The organism is Rhodococcus maanshanensis NBRC 100610, assembly GCF_001894865.1.
GTDB classification, from domain to species: Bacteria; Actinomycetota; Actinomycetes; order Mycobacteriales; family Mycobacteriaceae; genus Rhodococcus_G; species Rhodococcus_G maanshanensis.
In genome coordinates this window covers 45,253-64,679 of record NZ_BCXA01000012.1, presented here as the reverse complement: position 1 = coordinate 64,679, position 19,427 = coordinate 45,253, and the positions used below count along the sequence as shown (strand labels likewise).

At 69.8% G+C, this 19,427-nt stretch carries 18 protein-coding genes; 3 read left to right on the top strand and 15 right to left on the bottom strand.

The genetic code is table 11. The features are described from left to right. Positions 1-83 precede the first annotated feature (83 nt). From RM1_RS06250 to ssd, 7 genes are all read right to left on the bottom strand, one after another. Positions 84-428: an Rv3654c family TadE-like protein gene (locus RM1_RS06250; protein WP_072750479.1), complete on the bottom strand. Its 345-nt coding sequence runs from the start codon at positions 426-428 to the stop codon at positions 84-86. Further along, positions 425-808, bottom strand: coding sequence for a TadE family type IV pilus minor pilin (locus tag RM1_RS06245; RefSeq protein WP_072750478.1), 384 nt, complete (start codon positions 806-808; stop codon positions 425-427). The genes RM1_RS06250 and RM1_RS06245 overlap by 4 nt, the downstream gene beginning before the upstream one ends. Then, positions 805-1,008, bottom strand: a complete 204-nt coding sequence (locus RM1_RS06240) for a DUF4244 domain-containing protein (RefSeq protein WP_027500374.1) — start codon at positions 1,006-1,008, stop codon at positions 805-807. The genes RM1_RS06245 and RM1_RS06240 overlap by 4 nt, the downstream gene beginning before the upstream one ends. Positions 1,009-1,080: 72 nt before the next feature. After that, positions 1,081-1,665 (bottom strand): type II secretion system F family protein, encoded by a 585-nt coding sequence (locus tag RM1_RS06235; protein ID WP_072750477.1) that lies wholly within the window; start codon positions 1,663-1,665, stop codon positions 1,081-1,083. Then, positions 1,662-2,444 (bottom strand): type II secretion system F family protein, encoded by a 783-nt coding sequence (locus RM1_RS06230; protein ID WP_245816104.1) that lies wholly within the window; start codon positions 2,442-2,444, stop codon positions 1,662-1,664. The genes RM1_RS06235 and RM1_RS06230 overlap by 4 nt, the downstream gene beginning before the upstream one ends. After that, on the bottom strand, positions 2,441-3,631 hold the full coding sequence (locus RM1_RS06225) for a TadA family conjugal transfer-associated ATPase (protein WP_072750476.1): 1,191 nt from the start codon (positions 3,629-3,631) through the stop codon (positions 2,441-2,443). Before RM1_RS06225 ends, RM1_RS06230 begins: the two co-directional genes overlap by 4 nt. Beyond that, on the bottom strand, positions 3,628-4,743 hold the full coding sequence (gene ssd / locus RM1_RS06220) for a septum site-determining protein Ssd (protein ID WP_072750475.1): 1,116 nt from the start codon (positions 4,741-4,743) through the stop codon (positions 3,628-3,630). The genes RM1_RS06225 and ssd overlap by 4 nt, the downstream gene beginning before the upstream one ends. A gap of 390 nt (positions 4,744-5,133) precedes the next feature. On the opposite strand from ssd, the gene RM1_RS06215 reads away from it, so the two are divergent. Next, a complete protein-coding gene (locus RM1_RS06215; protein WP_072750474.1) occupies positions 5,134-5,952 on the top strand; it encodes an HAD-IB family hydrolase in 819 nt (272 codons plus the stop codon). Positions 5,953-6,399: 447 nt separating this feature from the next. Here RM1_RS06215 and RM1_RS06210 read toward each other — a convergent pair whose 3' ends face one another. The 7 genes from RM1_RS06210 to RM1_RS06180 all read right to left on the bottom strand — a co-directional run bounded on the left by RM1_RS06210 (position 6,400) and on the right by RM1_RS06180 (position 14,544). Next, positions 6,400-7,152 carry a Fic family protein gene (locus RM1_RS06210; RefSeq protein ID WP_072750473.1) on the bottom strand — a complete coding sequence of 251 codons (753 nt, stop codon included), beginning with the start codon at positions 7,150-7,152 and terminating at the stop codon, positions 6,400-6,402. A gap of 68 nt (positions 7,153-7,220) precedes the next feature. Next, positions 7,221-7,682 (bottom strand): VOC family protein, encoded by a 462-nt coding sequence (locus RM1_RS06205; RefSeq protein ID WP_072750472.1) that lies wholly within the window; start codon positions 7,680-7,682, stop codon positions 7,221-7,223. A gap of 49 nt (positions 7,683-7,731) precedes the next feature. Next, positions 7,732-9,429 carry a dipeptide ABC transporter ATP-binding protein gene (locus RM1_RS06200; protein ID WP_072750471.1) on the bottom strand — a complete coding sequence of 566 codons (1,698 nt, stop codon included), beginning with the start codon at positions 9,427-9,429 and terminating at the stop codon, positions 7,732-7,734. Then, positions 9,429-10,406 carry an ABC transporter permease gene (locus RM1_RS06195; protein ID WP_072750470.1) on the bottom strand — a complete coding sequence of 326 codons (978 nt, stop codon included), beginning with the start codon at positions 10,404-10,406 and terminating at the stop codon, positions 9,429-9,431. The genes RM1_RS06200 and RM1_RS06195 overlap by 1 nt, the downstream gene beginning before the upstream one ends. Further along, positions 10,399-11,325 carry an ABC transporter permease gene (locus tag RM1_RS06190; RefSeq protein ID WP_072750469.1) on the bottom strand — a complete coding sequence of 309 codons (927 nt, stop codon included), beginning with the start codon at positions 11,323-11,325 and terminating at the stop codon, positions 10,399-10,401. Before RM1_RS06190 ends, RM1_RS06195 begins: the two co-directional genes overlap by 8 nt. Before the next feature lie 33 nt (positions 11,326-11,358). Further along, positions 11,359-12,951 (bottom strand): peptide ABC transporter substrate-binding protein, encoded by a 1,593-nt coding sequence (locus RM1_RS06185; RefSeq protein WP_425528670.1) that lies wholly within the window; start codon positions 12,949-12,951, stop codon positions 11,359-11,361. Between the two features lie 441 nt (positions 12,952-13,392). Then, on the bottom strand, positions 13,393-14,544 hold the full coding sequence (locus RM1_RS06180) for an RNA-guided endonuclease InsQ/TnpB family protein (RefSeq protein ID WP_425528671.1): 1,152 nt from the start codon (positions 14,542-14,544) through the stop codon (positions 13,393-13,395). Positions 14,545-14,651: 107 nt separating this feature from the next. On the opposite strand from RM1_RS06180, the gene acs reads away from it, so the two are divergent. Together acs and RM1_RS06170 are read left to right on the top strand one after the other, a co-directional pair. Then, complete coding sequence (acs, locus tag RM1_RS06175; protein WP_072750466.1) at positions 14,652-16,592, top strand: acetate--CoA ligase; 1,941 nt, start codon at positions 14,652-14,654, stop codon at positions 16,590-16,592. Between the two features lie 230 nt (positions 16,593-16,822). Continuing rightward, the gene (locus tag RM1_RS06170) at positions 16,823-18,010 is read left to right on the top strand and encodes a S1 family peptidase (RefSeq protein WP_072750465.1); all 1,188 of its coding nucleotides are present in this window, start codon (positions 16,823-16,825) and stop codon (positions 18,008-18,010) included. Here RM1_RS06170 and RM1_RS06165 read toward each other — a convergent pair. After that, positions 18,007-19,407: an MFS transporter gene (locus RM1_RS06165; RefSeq protein ID WP_072750598.1), complete on the bottom strand. Its 1,401-nt coding sequence runs from the start codon at positions 19,405-19,407 to the stop codon at positions 18,007-18,009. The genes RM1_RS06170 and RM1_RS06165 overlap by 4 nt on opposite strands. Positions 19,408-19,427 lie beyond the last annotated feature (20 nt).

Here is a 19,427-nt window from a genome sequence, read left to right as displayed (position 1 = left end):
CCAACCGATTGGTTGCTGTGAGGTGGGGCTCAAGTTTGCGATCGGGTAAGGGCGTTGGACGCCGGACGTGCCTGGTCGCGCCGCTACGACACCGGACCCGCCCTGGCCGCCGCGACGGCCTCACCACCTCCGACGGCCGGTAGCGGCAGCCGGACACCGACGGTCACCACCACGTCCCAGCTCTCGACCCGGCAGTCACGGACCACCGCCCGCATCCGCGCGGCGATCGTGGTCGCCGACGCGCACGCCGCCTCGGTGCCACGTTCGAGGGCGGCCGCGGCCGCGAGCGCCGCAAGGTCCGCCGACGACTGGGCCCGGTGCCGTGCCGACACCGCCGAGCCGAGATGGATCACCAGGGCCGCCACCGCGATCAGCGCGAGCATCGCCCAGCAGGCGAGAACGGTCGCGGAGCCGCGCTCGTCCCTCACCTTCCTGCTCCGTTCGCCCCGGGAGGCGGCGAAGTGACGACAGAGGCTTCGGCGACACCCGAGTCCTCCATTGCGGCAACCGCTTCCGCCGAGATGTCGAGCGCGGGCAGCAGTGGCACCGCGGCCTCGACCACCGCGGTGGCGAACCCGTCGACCTCCCGCACCGTGATACGCGCGCCGCGAGGAGCCACCCGCTGCGCCGCGTTGATCGCCTCAGCCCGGTCGCCGCGCGCGACGAGCCGGGCAGCCTCCCGCGCGGCGTCCACGCAGCGAACATGCGCGGACACCGCGAGGAAGGAACCCAGGCACAACACCACGACCACCGTGATCGAGGCGATCGCGATCGCGGCCTCCACCGTCACCGCACCGGCCTCGTTCACACCGCGGTGTTCAGCGCCTTGTCGATGATCCCGGTCAGCGCCGTCACGATGGAGTCGCCCGTCACCACCGAGTACAGCACCGCCCCGAATGCCGCCGCGGCGATGGTCCCGATCGCGTACTCCGCGGTCGACATGCCCTCCTCTGCGGCCGCGGCGAGCAGCAATCGGGTACGCAGCACACCAATCCCCTTGGTCACCATGATGTTCCCCCTTCTCGATCACCGCCGCGGCGTCTCCGCGGCGGGTCCTCTCGGTCCTTCGGCTGCGCGGACTCACAGCACACCCCCGCTCAGCACCCGGGTGGCCAGGCCGACCACAACCGGGACGATTCCGAGGCAGAGGAACGCGGGCAGGAAACACAGCCCGAGCGGACCGCTGATCAGCACACCCGCCCGTTCCGCCGCGGCCACCGCCCGGTCCTCGAGCGCGAGCCTGCGCTGCGCCGCCAATTCGGTCACCGCACCCGCGAAGGCCGCGCCGGACCGCGAGGAGCGACGAGCCATCCGCGCGAGCCCATCGGTCTCCGAGTGCGCCGCCGCGCGCTCCCAGGCGATCTCGGGCTCAGCGCCGAGGGTGAGCAGGTTCGCGGCCGAGTCGAGCGCGCTGCCCAGCGGCTCCGGAGCGGACACCGCGACCGCCTCCGCCGCCACGGCGACGGGCATCCCCGCCTGCAGGCAGGCCGCCAAGAGGTCGAATCCGGCCGCGATCGCCATGGGATCGGTGACCTCGCGGTGCCGCGCGCGGTGCGCCCGCCCCTGCGGCGCCGCCGCCGGTCCCCGGAGTCGCGCCGCCGCCGCACCGGCACCGGGAGCGGCGAGCGCGGCGGCCGCGAACAGCGCCGCCGCCCCTGCGCTCATCGGGTCACCCGCCCGGTGATGCGGTCCGTCCAGAGCAGGCCGGCGCAGGCGAACACCGTGCCGAGTACCAGCAGCATCCCCCCGAGTCCGCCGGACAGCAGCACCCGCAGCGGGCTCGCGCCCATCAACTGGCCCAGCGCGATTCCCAGCAACGGCAGGCAGGCGAGCACCGCCGCCGTGGCCCTGGCTCCCGCCAGCCCGGCCTCCACCCGGTCCCGGAACCTGATGCGCCCCAACATGTCCGCGCGGACCGCATCGAGCAGGTCCGCCAGTGCGACACCGTACCGGTCGGCCACCCGCCACGCCGCCGCCACCCGCGCCAACTCGACGTCGATCGCGCTCCCTTGAGCCTGCAATCCGTCGGCGGCACTGCCACCGAGCCGGGCGCGGGCCGCGGCGGCCCGGAACGCATCCGCCGCGGCACCGCTCGATTCCCCGGCCGCGGTGGTGCAGGCATTCGCCGGATGCGCCCCCACCCGCAGCTCCCCCGTCGCCGCCTCCAGGCAGCCGAGCAACCCGCGCAGGTCCGCGTCACGCGCGCACTCGCGCCGACGGCGAGCGCGGCGATAGGCCGTCGTCAACGCGAGCGCGGCGCCCGCGCATCCCGCCGTCGGCGCGTAGATCATCACGGCGGCAATCAGTCCGAGCGCCACGGCCGCCCGCAACCGGGCATGTCCCCACGGGCCCTCGACGCGACGCGGCGGACTCAGTCTCGTCATCGTCCTGGTGGTGGGCGCGACGATGAGCGCGAGCGCTGCGGCCGTCGACGCCGCGATCACCACGACCCCACCCCGATGCCGCGTCGCTCGAGCAGGTCCGCGAGACGGTCCGCGCCCGGACAGCTACCGGCGGCCGGGGTCCACGCAGGCAGCACGCCGACCTGCCCGCGCTCGTCCCGGTCCAGCACACCGATCTGAGCGAGCCTGCGCCTGCCGTCCGCCGCACGGTGTACGTGCAGCACCACCTGCACCGCCGCCGCGAGCTGGCTGTGCAGGGCGGCACGATCCAGGCCGCCGAGCGCCGCCAACGCCTCCAACCGGGCAGGCACCTCCTCCGGCGAGTTCGCGTGCACGGTGCCTGCCCCGCCGTCATGACCGGTGTTCAACGCGGTGAGCAGGTCCACCACCTCGCCACCGCGCACCTCGCCGACCACGATGCGATCCGGCCGCATCCGGAGCGCCTGCCGCACCAATTGCCGGACAGTCACCTCGCCGATCCCCTCGACGTTCGGGGCGCGGGCGACCAGCCGCACCACGTGCGGGTGGGTCGGCGCCAGCTCGGCCGCGTCCTCCACACAGACGATCCGCTCACGTCGGTCGACCTCCGCCAGCAGCGCCGCCAGCAGGGTGGTCTTGCCGGCGCCCGTCCCGCCGACGACCAGGAACGCGAGTCGGGCGGCGACGATCCGCACCAGCAGTTCACGAGCCTCGGCGGGCACCGTGCCGCCCGAGCAGAGGGCGTCGAGTCCCTGCGTCGCGGGGCGCAGCACCCGCAGCGACACGCAGGTTCCGCCCTGCGCGAGCGGCGCGAGCACCGCGTGCAGCCGAACGCCGAAGCCGGACCCCGCCGCCGCGGGGAGGCGGCCGTCCACCCAGGGCTGGGCGTCGTCGAGCCGCCTGCCCGCCGCCAGCGCGAGGCGCTGCGCGAGCCGTCGCACCGCGGCCTCGTCGGCGAACCGGACCGGTGCGCGCTCCAGGCCTGAGCCCCGGTCCACCCAGACCTGGTCCGGCCCAGTGACCAGGACGTCGGAGACATCCGACTGCGCGAGAAGCGGTTCCAGTGCTCCGGCACCGGTCAGTTCGGTCTGCAGGACCTGCAGCGCGTCGAGCAGGTCCGTGTCCCCGAGCACCCCTGAGGCCTCCGCCCGGATCGCCGCAGCCACCATCGCCGGGCTGGGCTGGGCCGACGTCCTCGACAACCGCTCCCGAACCCGGTCCAGGAGTTCGGGCGAGACCAGGGAGCTCATCCGGCCCGCCCCCCGGTACCCGTCCCGAGCACCTCGAGGATCGCGCCCGCGCCCGCGGCCAACGGCGATCGCCTGCGCAGCCGCAGGCCGCCGCGCTCCAGGGCGGCCGACAGCCGCGGCTGCGGCCGCATCACCGCGAGCACGGGAAGCCCGAGTAGCTCGGCGACATCCCTGCCGCGCAGCCCGCCGGGCGCCGGACCGCGCACCACCACACCCACATTCGGATTCCTGGTGCGCGCCGCGGCCACCACGGATTCTGCGGCCGCCGCCGACCGCACCTGGGCCGGCACGACGACCGCCACCAGGTCGGCCAGATCGAAAACCGCGGCGGCCAGGTCGCCGAGCCCCCGTCCCACGTCGCACACCACGAGATCACCAGCACCGCAGCCTGATTCGATCATCGCCCGCATCGCCGTCGCGGACGGCCGTCCGGCCTCGCCGCCGCGCCCGCAGGACAGCACCGCCACCCCGGCGCCCGCACCGGGCAGGGCGTCGTGCAGGGCGGCCGCCGACACCTGCCCGCCCTCGACGACCACCGCAGGCCAGCGCAGCCCCGGCCGATCCTCCAGACCGAGCAGCAGATCGAGGCCGCCGCCGTGCGGGTCGGCATCCACCAGCAGCGAGCGGCTCCCGGCCCGACGGGCGGGGCCCGCCAGGGCGATCGCCGCGGCCAGCGTGGATGCCCCGGCACCCCCGCAGCCGCCGACCACGGCGATCACCGAACCGCCGGCGACGATACGGTCGCGTCGCTGCGCAAGCGATTGGACCAGGGTGGGTTCGTCGGCAGGCAGGACGAGAACGGACTCCGCCCCCACCGCCGCGGCGGCCTGCCATTCGGGCAGACCGGGCGGTCCCTGACACACCACATGGACGGCCGACCTGCGCGGCAACGCGTCGGCGGCGCAGGCCCTCGCGGCGGCGGGATCAAGCGCGATCGACGCCGCGCCGTCCCATACCTGTCGGGGAATCGGGAGCATCCGCTCGTCAAGGGCGCGGTCGGCCGCGGCCGCGGCACGGCGCACGCTCAGGGACAGGCCGTCCTCGGCGAGGACCGCGAGGACCGGCCGGACATTCGACGGACGCGGGGCATCCGGTGCATGTGGGGGTTCCATGCCGACGAGCCTGCGCGACCGGACGGGACCGCAGGCCGGAGATCTCGCCGAATGTGGACAGAATCCGGCCTGGGGATGGATTCCGGTACCCGCGAACCGTTCCGGCGTCGATGACCGTGCGGAACCATCGCGCTGCGCGGGAGAAGAGGAGGCCCGAACGAGCCTGAAAACGGAGGAAGACCCCCGCCAGGGGGGGAGGAGGCGGGGGTCTTCAGAGTTCAGCCCCGGGGGGTCGGGCTGAACACACCCAGATCAAGTCCAGGTGATTTTGATACTACACCCGCCGCGATCCGAGTTTGCAAATTCGAATTTCCTGTCGGAGATCCGAAGGTGAACACTGAGAATCGTGCTCGGATCCACGATTCACCCGGGGGCTCTATCCTGGTTTCCGTGACCGCAGAGGCGAACAGACAGCCCGGGAACGGCCGGGTCGCGGCGTTCTTCGACCTGGACAAGACGATCATCGCAAAGTCGAGCACGCTCGCGTTCAGCAAGCCCTTTTTCGACCAGGGCCTGATCAATCGACGCTCGGTACTCAAGAGCAGTTACGCGCAGTTCCTCTTCCTGCTCGCCGGCGCCGACCACGACCAGATGGAGCGGATGCGCACCCACCTGACCAATATGTGCGCGGGCTGGGACGTGGAGCAGGTCCGCGCGGTGGTCGCCGAGACGCTGCACGACATCGTGGACCCACTCGTGTTCGCCGAGGCGGCCGATCTGATCGCCGACCACAAGCTGCGCGGCCACGATGTCATCGTGGTGTCGGCATCCGGCGAGGAGGTGGTGACGCCGATCGCGGACGCCCTCGGAGCCGACCACGCCGCCGCGACCCGGATGGAGGTCAAGGACGGGCGCTTCACCGGCGAGGTCGACTTCTACTGCTACGGCGAGGGCAAGGTCGACGCGATCCGCGAACTGGCGCGACGGGAGAATTACGATCTCGACCGCAGTTTCGCCTACTCGGATTCGGTGACCGACCTGCCGATGCTCGCCGCGGTCGGCCACCCGACCGCCGTCAACCCGGACCGCGCCCTTCGGAAGGAAGCTGCCGGAAATGGTTGGCCCATACTGACTTTCTCCAACCCGGTGTCCCTCCGGGCCCGCCTCCAGCCACCGTCGAGGACCACCGTCGCGACAACCGCGGCGCTGGGCTTCGGGGCGCTCGCGGCTGGCGCACTGACGTACGGAATGCTGCGCCGTCGGCGCTGACAGACCCCGAAGACTGGTATCAATCCAGGTGTCCGAACCCCTTGAAGCGAGTGCTGTCACAGGGTACAAAGGAGTTACGGATGAACGGCAGGCCAAGGTCGACCCGGAAGAGAAGGATCGGTCTCCCGGCCGCAAAGTCCCAGCACGGACACCAGGCACCCACGCGGAGCCGCAAGCCACTATAAGGGCAGCAGCGTTGTGGGCCTGCGTGACTCGAACATTCGGCAGCGAGGACCTTGCACGAGTTGCAGAGGCGAACTGACGATGCTCGAGCCTACGCCGAGGCCGGACACACAACCCACCAAGCACGCTTGGTAACCCGGCGATCCGTGCTAGCGGGCGGCGAAGTCGACGAGAGTCGGCAGCGCCGCTCGCATTGCGTCCGGGGCCGTTGACGCATCGAGCCCAGTGCCGTTGCGCCGCAGACGAAGTCCGCCCCCGATCGGATCAGCCCGCGGCCGCCGCGTCCGCGATCGACGTGGCCTCCCTCGCCCCGGCCTCCATCGCGCCGCAGCACAGGATCACCCAGCTGCCGACACCCTCCGGGGTTCCCGACGCGAAGCCCTTGACACCGTCGCGATACGCCTGCTGCCGCCGCAGCCAACTCACCTCGGGCACACCCAGATTGTGGGGATCCAGCCCGGTCGATGCCGCCACCAGCCGGGACGCGGCCCTGGCGACGATGCCGTCGGCGGTGCCGAACGGAGCCAGCGACAACAACTCCCCGTGCACCACGGCCGCGAGGACAGGAGCGGGCGCCTTCGTTCCGCCGGTCACCAACTGCGCGAGACCGTCGAGTCGCTCGGCCACCCCTGGGTCCGTCCGCGGTCGGCCCAACGTGGACTGGTCGGTGACGAGGTCGGCCGCCGCGAGCAGGTGCAGCCGGGCCAGTGCCTGGAGCGGCGCCCGCTGCCAGGTCGGCACCATGATGGTGAGCGCGTCACCGTCGATGGCCTGAGCCACCCGCAGCGCGCCGGCCAGGATCGGGTCGCCCTCCTGGCCCTCGGCGGGCAGTTCGGTGCTGCCCCCGTCGATGGACGCCGACGCCCGCGCGGCCCGGATGGCGGCCTCGGCCGCCGTCGTCGGCCAGCCGCGGCGATTCGTCTTGTGCCGGTGCACGTCGCCGAGCGCATCGCGTGCCCGGTCGGCGGCCTCGCGCACGCCGGGCAGGTCCACCAGGGGCTGCAAGGGGTCGTTCACGCTGCTCAACGCTACCCGGCGCCGCTATCGGTCCCGCGCGCGAGGAGGCCGGGCGGCTCCGCGAGCGGTCACCCCGCACCTTCGGGGTCGGCCTCCCCGAAGGCGACGCGGCCGTCCTCGTGCACCACCAGACCCGGGTTGTACGCGATCTCCCAGCGGTAGCCGTCGGGATCGGTGAAGTACCCGCTGTACCCACCCCACGCCCGCCGGGCGCCCGGCACCAGGACCGTTCCGCCCGCTCGTGCCGCGGTCGCGAGGACCTCGTCGACCTCCCCCTGGCTGCCGACGTTGTGACCGAGGGTGATGGGGGCCCGGCCCTGCTCACCCTCGACGGGCGCCGTCGGCCCGGCCTCCTGAGTCATCTCGTCGACCGACCACAGCGAGAGCACGATGCCGGGTCCGACCTGGAGGAACAGCACCTCGCCCTCGACGTACAGCGTCGGCCTCCACCCAAGACCCCCGACGTAGAACGCGTGCGATCGAGCCAGATCGACGACGCCGAGGGTGAGCACGCTCAGATGCTGATCCATCCCCCCACTGAACCACGTGCTCGGGCTCGAGCCGGGCCGTTCCGCGGCCTCAGACACCCCGCACGAGGTCGCGGCCGGGGATGGCCTCGAGCAGCTTCCTGGTGTAGTCGTGCTGTGGGTTGTCGAACACCTCCACCGTCGTGGCTGCCTCGACCACCCGGCCCTGGCTCATCACCACCACGTCGTCGGCGATCTGCCGCACCACCGCCAGATCGTGCGAGATGAACACGTAAGACAGGCCGAGTTGGGCCTGCAGGTCGCCGAGCAGGTCCAGGATCTGCGCCTGCACGAGCACGTCCAGCGATGAGACCGCCTCGTCGCAGACGAGCACCTCCGGCCGCAAAGCCAGCGCCCGCGCGATCGCCACCCGTTGCCGCTGGCCACCGGAGAGTTCGTTGGGGTATCGCCGCAGCACCGAGCTCGGCAGCGACACCCGCTCGAGCAGGTCGCGCACGATCAGCTCGCGCTCGCCCCTGTCCCCCACCCGGTGGGTGCGCAACGGCTCCTCGAGGGTGCGGTAGATCGAGTACATCGGGTCGAGCGACCCGTAGGGATTCTGGAAGATCGGCTGCACCTGGCGCCGGAACGCGAAGGTGGCCTTCGCGTCGAACTCCGCCAGGTCGCGACCCTCGAACGTGACGGTTCCCGAGGTCGGCTTCGTCAGACCCAGAACCATCTGCGCCACAGTCGATTTACCCGATCCGGACTCCCCGACGATCGCCGTCGTGGTGCCGCGCTCGAGACGGAAGGACACGGTGTCGACGGCCGTGAAGTCGGCATGCCGCCACGGCGCGCCGCCCCGGATCCTGAACCTCTTGACCAGGTTCGAGGCCACCAGCACGTCACCGCCGCCCGTCCCGGTCCCGTCGTCCGCCGCCGCCTGGCCGGTCACCGGGATCGCGCGCGACCGAGCCCGCGCGCGGGCCCTGACGGGCTCGAGTTGCTGCGAGGACAGGGACGGCGCGGCGGATACCAGTTTCCTGGTGTACTCGTGCCGCGGATCGCGAAGGATCTGCCGGGCGGGCCCGGACTCGACGACCCGGCCGCGATACATCACCACCAGATGCTCGGCCCGTTCCGCCGCCAGGCCCAGGTCGTGGGTGATCAGCAGCACCGCCGTGCCGAGTTCACCGGTGAGCCCGGCGAGATGGTCGAGGATCTGCCGCTGCACCGTCACGTCAAGTGCGGAGGTCGGTTCGTCCGCGATGAGCAGCTTAGGTCGGCAGGAGAGCCCGATGGCGATGAGCGCACGTTGGCACATACCGCCCGAGAACTCGTGCGGATACTGATCGACCCGACGCCCCGCGTCGGGCATGCCCGCCTCGGCCAGCAGCTCGACGGCCCGCGCCCTTGCCGCCTTCCCCTTCGCGATCCCGTTGGCCGCCAGGGTTTCCGCGATCTGAAAGCCAATCTTCCACACGGGATTCAGGTTCGATATCGGCTCCTGGGGAACCAGCCCGATGCCGCGCCCGCGCAGCGCCACCATGTCCGCCTTCGTGGCCCCGACCAGGTCCCGGCCGTCGAAGCGGATCTGCCCCGAGGTGACCTTCCCGGTGCCCGGCAGCAGATCGATGATGGCGTGTGCCACGGTCGACTTGCCCGAGCCCGACTCCCCCACGATCGCCACGGTCTGGCCCGGGTAGGCGGTCAGGCTCACCCCGCGCACCGCGGGTACGGCGCGACCGCCGGAGCGGAAGTCGACGCTCAGGTCGCGGAGTTCGAGCAGCGGAGGCGGTTCGTCTCTCATCACTTCCTCGCCTTCGGATCCAGCGCATCACGCAGGGCGTCGCCGAGCATGATGAAGCCGAGGACCGTCACCGCAAGGGCCGCGGCGGGGTAGAAGATGATCCCCGAACCGGACCGCAGCCTGCTCTGCCCCGTGCTGATGTCCCCGCCCCACGACACCACGGTCGTCGGCAGCCCGATGCCCAGGTAGGACAGCGTCGCCTCGGTGACGATGAAGACGCCGAGCCAGATCGTCGTCACCACGATCACCGGACCGCTCGCGTTGGGGAGCACGTGCCGCAGCAGGATGCGGAACCGGGAGACGCCCAACGCCGTCGCCGCGAGCACAAAGTCGCTGCCGCGCACCGCGATGACCGAGCCCCGCGCAATTCTGGCCACGTGCGGCCAGGCGAACAGCGCCAGGATCAGCATCACCGTCCAGATGCTCCGGTTCCGGAACAGCTGCATCATCACGATCGCGGCGAGGATGAGTGGGATGCCGAAGAAGACGTCGGTGATCCGGGAGACGACCGCGTCGAGTCGGCCGCCGTAGAAGCCTGCGAGGGCACCGACGGTGCCTCCGATGAGCAGGAAGATCGCGGTCGCGCCGACGCCGGTGAGCACCGAGGCCCGCGCGCCGTACACGGTGCGGGCGAAGATGTCGCAGCCCTGCAGGTCGAACCCGAACGGATGCCCAGACCCCGGTCCCCGCATGCTGTTCTCCCCCAGACACATTCGCGGGTCCTGACCGGTGAACAGTCCGGGAACGGCAACGACCAGGAGGACGAAGAGGATGAGCAGGGTCGAGACGAGGAACATCGGGTTGCGCCGCAGCCCGCGCCAGGCATCGCGCCACATGCTGGTGGGCGGCGAGGCCTCGTCGAGCCGATCGATGCCGAGCACCTCCACCTCCTCGGGTCCTGCGACGAAGTAGCCCTGCCCCGCTCGCGCCTCGGAGGATGCGCGATCGGGTACCGCGGGGAGGTCCGCATCAGGCATAGCGAATCCTCGGGTCGAGCGCGGCATACAGCAGGTCCACGAGCAGGTTGGCGACCAGGAACACGACCACCAGCACCGTCACGAAGGACACGACGGTTGGGGCCTCGCCTCGGATCACCGCCTGGTAGATCGTGCCGCCGACGCCGTTGATGTTGAAGATGCCCTCGGTGACGATCGCGCCCGCCATCAGCGCTCCCAGGTCGGCGCCGAGGAAGGTCACCACCGGGATCAGCGAGTTGCGCAGGATGTGCACCGCCACCACGCGGCGACGACTCAATCCCTTGGCGGTGGCGGTACGGACGTGATCGGCGTCCTTGTTCTCCGCCACGGACGTCCTGGTCAGCCGCAGCACGTACGCGAAGGACACCAGGCCGAGCACGAAGGCGGGCACCAGGAGCCTCGAGAAGCCGGCATCGGCACCGACGGTGACCGGCGCGATCCCCCACTTCACGCCGAGGAAGAACTGGGCGAGGAAGCCGATCACGAAGACCGGCACCGCGATGATGAGGAGGCTGAGCACCAGCAGGGTCGCGTCGAACGCCCTGCCCTTGCGCAGGCCTGCGATGACACCGAAGAAGATGCCGAACACGGCCTCGATGACGATCGCCATGAACGCGAGCCTGATCGTGACCGGGAAGGCCCTGGCCAGCACGTCCCGCACCGGCTGGCCGGAGAACGAGGTGCCGAAGTCGAGGGTGAAGATGCCTTTGAGGTAGAGCAGGTACTGCACGACGAAGGGCCGGTCGAGGTGGTATCGCTCGCGAAGCTGGTCCGCCACCGCGGGGCTGAGCGGCTTGTCGCCCGCGAGCGCCTGTACGGGGTCGCCCGGGATCAGGAACACCATCGCGTAGATGAGCAGCGTCGCCCCGATGAACACGGGGATCATCTGCAGCAGTCTCCGCCCGATGTACCACCCCACCAGGTCACTTCCTTCCGGCCGCGCGGCGCGGCGTCAGGACTTCTTGATCGCCTCGTACATGGGCAGGCCGTTCCAGCTGATCTGCACCTCGCTCACCGCCTCGGAGTGTCCGGCGGCCGCGATGTAGTCCCACAGCGGGAGCACGGGCAGGTCACGGAGCAGGATCTCCTGCGCCTGCCCGGCGAGCGCGAACGACTCCTCCTGTCCGGTTGCGGCCTCGGCCCTGCGGACCAGGTCGTCGAACGCCGGGTTCGAGTAGTCCTCGTCGTTCGAGCCGGCACCGGTCACGAACTGCGGCTCGAGGAACTCGAGGATCGATGGGTAGTCGCCTTGCCAGCCCGACCGGAACGCCGACCCGATGGTCCGGTTCGTGATCTCGGTCCTGATCTGCTTGAACGTCGGATACGGCGCGCCGACCGCGTCGATACCAAGCGTGTTCCTGATGCTGTTGGCGGCCGCATCGACCCACGCCTGGTGTCCGCCGTCGGAGTTGTAGGCGATCTCGAACCGGCCGCTCCACGGGGAGAGGGAGTCGGCCTGCGCCCACAGCGCCTTCGCGGCCTCCGCGTCGTACTCGAGCGCAAGGACGCCGGGCAGGTTCGCGTTGAACCCGGGCAGCGAGCTCGCCGTGAAATCGCGCGCAGGCGTGCGCAGGCCCTGGAATATCTGCTGGGTGATCTGCCCGCGGTCGATCGCCCGCGACAGTGCCTGCCTGCGCAGACCGCCCTCCGGCCCGGCGAAGTGCGGCAGGTTTCCCGGGATGCCGATCTGCCCGTTCTGCGCGGTCGGGGCCTCGAGGGCGCGGTCACCGAGGTCAGCCCTGAAGGTGCTCATTGCGCTCTCCGGGACGGTGTCGAGGACGTCGAGATTGCCTGCCTGCAGATCCGCGTAGGCGGTGTCGAGCGAGCTGTAGAAGACGAAGCTCATGCCGCCGTTGTTCGGGGTCCGGTTGCCGCGGTAGTCGGGGTTCGGCACCAGGTCCAGCCTGACGTTGTGCTGCCACGCGTCGCCGGCCGCGAACTCGTAGGGGCCGTTTCCGACCGGCCGCTCACCGAACGCCGCCATGTCGAGGAACGCCACCTCGGGCAGCGGATAGAACGGCGTGAAGCCGAGCCGCAGCCGGAAGTCCGCGGTCGGCTGCTTGAGGTCCACGGTGAAGGTGGTGTCGTCGACGATCTTGAGCCCGGACATCGTCTGCGCGGTCGGCGGGCCGGCTGCGACCTCGTCGTAGCCGACGATCGGCTCGAAGAAACTGGACTGCAGCTGGGCGTTCGTCGAGAGCGCGCCGTAGTTCCAGGCGTCCACGAACGACTTCGCGGTGACCGGTGTCCCGTCGGTGAACGTCCAGTCGGGTTCGATCTTGATCACGAACGACTTCGAATCCGTGGTCTCGATCGACTGGGCCACCTCGTGCTGGATGTTGCCCCGCGCATCGTAGGACTCCAGTCCGGCGAAGAGGCGGTCGACGATGCGTCCGCCGCCGTTCTCGTTCGTGTTGGTCGGGATCAGCGGGTTCTGGGGTTCGCTTCCGTTGGCCGTGACCATGTCGCTGCCTCCGTCGGAGGTCGACGAGCACGCGGACAGCACCAGCACCCCGGACAGCGCGAGCGCTGTCAGTGCGGTCAACCTGTGGAACTTCAAGAGTCGCCTCCTGTTCGTTCACACCAAGACGCCGACGTCGCCCGCGCCGGGTGGGCGCGGCGCGCACGCGGCCGACCGTGGATGCCGCGAAGAGTAACCACCGGGCGTCCGGGTGTCTGGCGATTGTCTCGGTCGGGACCAAGTCGTCGGGCAATTGCAACGCCTCGGATACCTGGCGGAACGATCGGTCACCGCGCGGTCGCGCGCGGCCTGTCCCCCTGTCAGGACCGTTCGTCGCTTACCTAGACCGTCGGTCGTGCGGAGACGACCGATCGCCGCAGATCCGAGGGTTGCAAGCGCCTGCAACGATGCGCCCGCCGGGACATGTGACTACCCTCACAAAGGCGCGAATAGCGCCCCAGCGATCACCGAAAGAGGGCACGGGCGACTTAACGCTTCTCCTACCTAAGGCAGGAGACTTCCAGCTCAGACCGCAACTGAACCACCCACCCGAAGGAGGTGATCCGCTTGTCTCACGTCGTCGACACTGATGTGGCCGCGTTCTGCCACAGCCAGAATCACCCTGGCAGCGTTCCGATCCCGACCTGCGGTGAAACCGCACCCAGGGCACCGGAAGGTTCTCTCGCACAGTTCGAGTCGCTTGATTCTCGCAAAACACTGGCTGCACGTCATGCTCGTGTAGGCGGGCTGCACCAACACCACCTTCCGGCCAGCCCGCACGCCACGCTTGATCAGCTCACGCTTCGCCGCGCCGATAGCCGCGTCCGCAGCCTTGCGCGCCATCGTCGACTTCGCCAGGAATCTCGGCTTGAAGTCCTCCACCGCTATCAGGTCATGGCGCTCGACCACCCGTTTCGCCCACATCCGGCTGTCGTGCTCGGTCTGGCGGACCGCCTTCTTGTGCAGCTTCGCGGCGCCTCGTTTGGCACGCTGGTACCCGTTGGACTGCAGGCCGCGTTTCCCGCTGTGGCGACGCGCCATTCTCCGTTGGGCCTTGGCGAGTTCAGCAGCGCAGTGTTTGCGGTGTCCGAGATACGGCAGATCAAACTTGGTCTCGGTGGTCGTCGCTGTAGTACTCACACCCCAGTCGATACCGATCCCACCGTTAGCCTCAGGCGCGGGCGGGACATTGCGGCGGACGACGAACGAGGCGTACCAGTGTCCGAGCGAATCACAGCTGATGCGCACGCTGGACGGATCGGATGGCAACTCCCGAGACCACACCACCGGAACACTGACGCCCTTCGGCAGGACCAACCGGCCGTCGCGAATCCGGAACCCTCGCCGCGTGAATTCCAACGACGGCAAGGTTTTCTTGCGGGGTTTGAACGTCGGCCGGCCGCACCCTTTAACTGTGAACGAGTGGTCGAGGGCGCGAGCATAATTACGCAACATCTGCTGCTGCGCGACCTGCGATCCCTCCCGCAACCATCCATTACACGAGCGAGCTGCCGTGAGGAGTTTGCTCAAGTTCCCAAAGGTCAGCTTGCCGCCCAACCTCTGCTGGTGGACAGCCTCGTTCCACAAAAACCGGCACCGATGCCACTCTGCTGTCAGAGCACGCTGCGCCACCACACCAGGCCGCAGCCTATAGGTGAAGCGCACCACCTCATCCATGCCCAAAACCTAGCCGCACCCACCGACAAATCTCCCGATACAACCCGCGATAGGAGGATGGCGCTTCAACTCCCTGTGAATGACGGAGTATCCGCGCCAAACACATAATGACCAGTACCGCCGATACCAACGCAGCCGAGCACGCGACGAGCTACCCGCCGAGCGCGGAGTTCGTCGCGACCGCGAATGCCGGGCCGGAACTCCAGGCCGCAGCGGATGCCGACCGGCTGGGGTTCTGGGCCGACCAGGCTTCGCGTCTGCACTGGCACGAGCCGTGGAGCCAGGTCCTGGACTGGTCCGACGCCCCGGTTGCCAAGTGGTTCGTCGGCGGCAAGCTCAATGTCGCGTACAACTGCGTCGACCGGCACGTCCTCGACGGCCACGGCGACCAGGTAGCAATCCACTGGGAGGGCGAGCCGGGCGACAGCCGCGACGTCACCTACAACGACCTGCTCGCCGAGGTGAGCAGGACCGCAAACACTTTCACCGAGCTCGGCCTCGTGGCAGGCGACCGCGTCGCCATCTACATGCCGATGGTCCCCGAGGCGATCGTCTCGATGCTGGCCTGCGCCCGGCTCGGCCTGACCCATTCGGTGGTCTTCGCCGGATTCTCCGCGTCCGCGCTGCGGTCGCGGATCGACGACGCCGAGGCCAAGCTGGTCATCACCACCGACGGCCAGTGGCGCCGCGGCCAGGCGGCCCCCCTCAAGACCGCCGTGGACACCGCCGTCGACGGAGCGGAGTCCGTCCAGAACGTGCTGGTGGTCAAGCGCACCGACATCGACGTCGAGTGGACCGAGGGCCGCGACCTCTGGTGGCACGAGACGGTGGCCACGGCCTCGCCCGAGCACGAGGCACAGGCCTTCGACGCCGAGCACCCGCTGTTCATCCTCTACACCTCCGGCACCACGGGTAAGCCCAAGGGCATCATCCACACCTCGGGCGGCTACCTCACCCAGGCGTCGTACACCCACCACAACGTCTTCGACCACAAGGCTGGCAAGGACGTCTACTGGTGCACCGCCGACATCGGCTGGGTGACCGGACACAGCTACATCGTCTACGGGCCGCTGTCGAACCGGACCACGCAGGTGGTCTACGAGGGCACCCCGAACTCGCCGGACGAGCACCGGCACTTCAACATCATCGAAAAGTACGGCGTCAGTATCTATTACACGGCACCGACGCTGGTCCGTACCTTCATGAAGTGGGGCCGCGAGATCCCCGACGCGCACGACCTGTCCTCGCTGCGGTTGCTGGGCAGCGTCGGCGAACCGATCAACCCCGAGGCGTGGCGCTGGTTCCGTGACGTGATCGGCGGCGGGCGCTGCCCGATCGTGGACACCTGGTGGCAGACCGAGACCGGCGCCATCATGATCTCCCCGCTGCCCGGCGTCACGGCAACCAAGCCGGGCTCCGCGATGGCGCCGCTGCCGGGCATCTCCGCGAAGATCGTCGACGACGATGCCAAGCCGCTCGGCGCGGGCGGCAACGGCTACCTGGTGCTCGACCAGCCGTGGCCGTCGATGCTGCGCGGCATCTGGGGTGACATGGAGCGCTTCAAGGACACCTACTGGTCCCGGTACGCCGTGGAGGGCTGGTACTTCGCCGGGGACGGCGCCCGCTACGACGACGACGGCGACCTCTGGGTGCTCGGCCGGGTGGACGACGTCATGAACGTCTCCGGCCACCGGATCTCCACCTCCGAGGTCGAGTCGGCGCTGGTCGGCCACCACAGCGTGGCGGAGGCCGCGGTGGTCGGCGCCGCCGACGAGACCACCGGCCAGGGCATCGTCGCCTTCGTGATCCTGCGGGAGGGGGCCGAGAACACGGGCGAGACGCTGATCGCCGAGCTCAAGGTCCAGGTGTCGACGGAGATCAGCCCGATCGCCCGGCCGCGCCAGATCACCATCGTCCCCGAGCTGCCGAAGACCAGGAGCGGCAAGATCATGCGGCGGCTGCTCCGCGACGTCGCCGAGGGCCGCGATCTGGGTGACACCTCGACGCTGGTCGACCCCAAGGTGTTCGACGCGATCCGAGGCAAGTAGCCCTTCACCGCCTCACCACCGACGGTGCCCCCGCGCGATTCGTTCGCACGGGGGCACCGTCGTCTCCGGTCGCGTGGCCCCGCCGGCCGGGGGCCGCGAACCTTCCCGGCCGTGCCGGATTGGCCTACCATGGGTCCGTCAGCGATGGCCCACAGTCCCATTCATGACGAGTGCCGAGCCGAGTGACGCTCACGGGTCAACCGCGGGTCCGAGCTCGAACGGAGACCGTCATGCCCGATCGGCATCGGCGAACGAGGTTCGCCGCCATACTCGTACTGCTGCTCGCGGCGCTCATCGGCTCCCCCGCCGTCGCACTCGGCGACCAGGACTCCCCCGATCGTCCCGTGCCGAGCCAGGAGCAACGCGCGGCCGCGCTCGTCACCCCGTCCGTCGTCCTGGTCAAGGCGGAGGCAAGGGGCTGGGTCCGCTTTCCCGACGGCCCGCCGATCAAGGTCGATCCCTTCATAACAGGCTGGCGCTGTAGCGGATTCGTCGTCAACCCGGACGGCTGGGTGGCCACGGCGGGCCACTGCGCCGAGGGCGCCCGCGAGGCACTCCTGCGTACCGCCGTCGACTGGGCGGTACACGTGATCCCCACCCTCGATCCCGCGCTCGTGACCGAGACCGCCCAAGCGAACTGGCGGGTCGAGGGTGACGAGCCGGGCTCGCCCCCCTCGCTTGCCATGACCGTGATCGCGGGTGGGACCGCCGAGGGCGAGGCACTGGGCGCGGAGGTCGTCGGCCTGGTGCCGCTCACCGAGGGGGACGTCGCGCTGCTCAAGGTCCAGCGGGGCGGCCTGGCCGCCGCGGAGCTGAGCACCGACACCGGCGTCGACCTCGGCACCCCGGTGGTGTCGGCCGGGTTCCCCGGCACCACCGACACCGCGGCCGAGCCGACGCTGCGACCAGTGGTCGCGGGCGGCGAGATCAACGCCAAGAAGGCCACGGGGACGGTCCCCGTCTACCAGACCGACGCTGAGGTGTCCGAGGCCATGAGCGGAGGCCCCACCGCCGACCTCAACGGAGCGGCGATCGGGGTGAACAGCTTCGGAATCCACGGGCAGACACAGCCGTTCGCCTTCGTTGCCCCGGCACGCGGACTCACGGACCTGATGCGCGAGAAGGGCGTCACCCCGGCACTCGGACCGGCCGACACCGCCTACCGCGCGGGGGTCGAGCACTACGTCGACGGGAACTACACCGCCGCCATCGCCGACTTCGACGAGGTGCTATCCCTCGCGCCCGGCTATCCGGGGGCGGCGGACCTACGGACCAGTGCCGAACAGGAGCGGGATCGGTACGGCGACGCGGCGCCGTCGGACTCGGGCCCCAACTGGGGCCTGCTCGGCGCCCTTGCGGTGCTGATCGCGGTGGGCGCGGGCGCGGTGGTGCTGGTCCGGCGGACGAATCAGGACTAGAGCTCGACCCCGCGCGGATCGAGCTCCGGCGCGTCCAGCGAGGCGTCCTTGGTCTCGCGCATCACCAGCAGCGCGATGAACGTCAGTGCGCTCGCCGCCAGCAGGTAGATGCCAACCCACCCGACGCCGTAGCTGGTCGCGAGCCAGGTCGCGATGAACGGCGCGACCGCCGCACCCAGGATGCTCGCGGTGTTGTAGGCGATGCCCGAGCCGGTGTAGCGCACATTGGTCGGGAACAGCTCCGGCAGTACCGCGCTCATCGGACCGAAAGTGAAGCCCATCAACACCATTCCGATGATGAGGAAGACCAGCATGCGGGCGTCGGTCATCTTCTCGGGGTCGAGGGTCACCGCGAACGTCAGCCCGAAGACCATGATCGCGGCGGTGGTGACCAGCAGGGTGATGCGCCGCCCGTACCGGTCCGCGAGCCAGCCGGTGACGGGCACGCCCGCCGCGAAGAACAACACGGCGATCAGCTGCAGCACAAGGAAATCCGAGTACTTGAAACCGAGACCCGTGCCGCCTGCGGCGACGGTCTTGCCGGTGCCGTAGCTCAGCACCCAGGTGGTCATGATGTAGAAGAGGGTGTACGTCGCGAGCATCACGAAGGTGCCGATGATCAGCTGACGCCAGCTCGTCTTGAACACCGTCGCCAGCGGGGTCTTGACCTTCTCGCCGCGCTCGACCGCGCGCGCGAACACCGGGGTCTCCTCCAGCTTGAGCCGGACGTACAGGCCGATGATCACCATGATCGCGCTGAGCAGGAACGGGATTCGCCATCCCCAGGTCAGGAAGGCGCTGTCCAGATCGGGGTTGGCGTTGTCGTGGCCCATGAACAGGGTGATGATCAGGAACAGGCCGTTGGCCAGGAAGAACCCGATCGGCGCACCGAGCTGCGGCCACATCGCCGCCCACGCCCGCTTGCCGGACTTCGCCGTCTCGGTCGCGAGCAGCGCCGCGCCGGACCATTCGCCACCGAGCCCGAGGCCCTGACAGAAGCGCATCAGGGCCAGCAACGCGGGGGCGATCAGCCCGACCGAGTGGTACGTCGGGAGCAGGCCGATGACGAACGTCGCGATGCCCATGGTGAGCAGCGACCCGACCAGGGTGGCCTTGCGGCCGATCCGGTCGCCGTAGTGGCCGAACACGATCGAGCCGAGCGGACGGGCGACGAACGCGAGACCGAAGGTGGCCAGCGAGGCCAGCAGCGCGGTGGTGCCGTTCCCCTTGGGGAAGAACAGGTGCGGGAAGACCGAGACGGCCGCCGTCGCATAGATGTAGAAGTCGTAGAACTCGATCGAGGTACCGATCATGCTGGCCACCACGATCCGACTGCGGGGTACCGCGTCCTTCGCGGCGACCGCCTCGTCGACCAGTACGTCCGGGGCTTTGCTCATCCGATTCTCCTGCACACCTG

Bases quoted from the DNA above. Each gene is read 5' to 3' on its own strand.
- RM1_RS06170 (WP_072750465.1), top strand. From the start codon at position 16,823: ATGCCCGATCGGCATCGGCGAACGAGGTTCGCCGCCATACTCGTACTG.
- RM1_RS06205 (WP_072750472.1), bottom strand. From the start codon at position 7,682: ATGGATCAGCATCTGAGCGTGCTCACCCTCGGCGTCGTCGATCTGGCT.
- RM1_RS06235 (WP_072750477.1), bottom strand. From the start codon at position 1,665: ATGAGCGCAGGGGCGGCGGCGCTGTTCGCGGCCGCCGCGCTCGCCGCT.
- RM1_RS06165 (WP_072750598.1), bottom strand. From the start codon at position 19,407: ATGAGCAAAGCCCCGGACGTACTGGTCGACGAGGCGGTCGCCGCGAAG.
- RM1_RS06240 (WP_027500374.1), bottom strand. From the start codon at position 1,008: ATGGTGACCAAGGGGATTGGTGTGCTGCGTACCCGATTGCTGCTCGCC.
- ssd (WP_072750475.1), bottom strand. From the start codon at position 4,743: ATGGAACCCCCACATGCACCGGATGCCCCGCGTCCGTCGAATGTCCGG.
- RM1_RS06200 (WP_072750471.1), bottom strand. From the start codon at position 9,429: ATGAGAGACGAACCGCCTCCGCTGCTCGAACTCCGCGACCTGAGCGTC.
- RM1_RS06180 (WP_425528671.1), bottom strand. From the start codon at position 14,544: ATGGATGAGGTGGTGCGCTTCACCTATAGGCTGCGGCCTGGTGTGGTG.
- acs (WP_072750466.1), top strand. From the start codon at position 14,652: ATGACCAGTACCGCCGATACCAACGCAGCCGAGCACGCGACGAGCTAC.
- RM1_RS06195 (WP_072750470.1), bottom strand. From the start codon at position 10,406: ATGCCTGATGCGGACCTCCCCGCGGTACCCGATCGCGCATCCTCCGAG.
- RM1_RS06225 (WP_072750476.1), bottom strand. From the start codon at position 3,631: ATGAGCTCCCTGGTCTCGCCCGAACTCCTGGACCGGGTTCGGGAGCGG.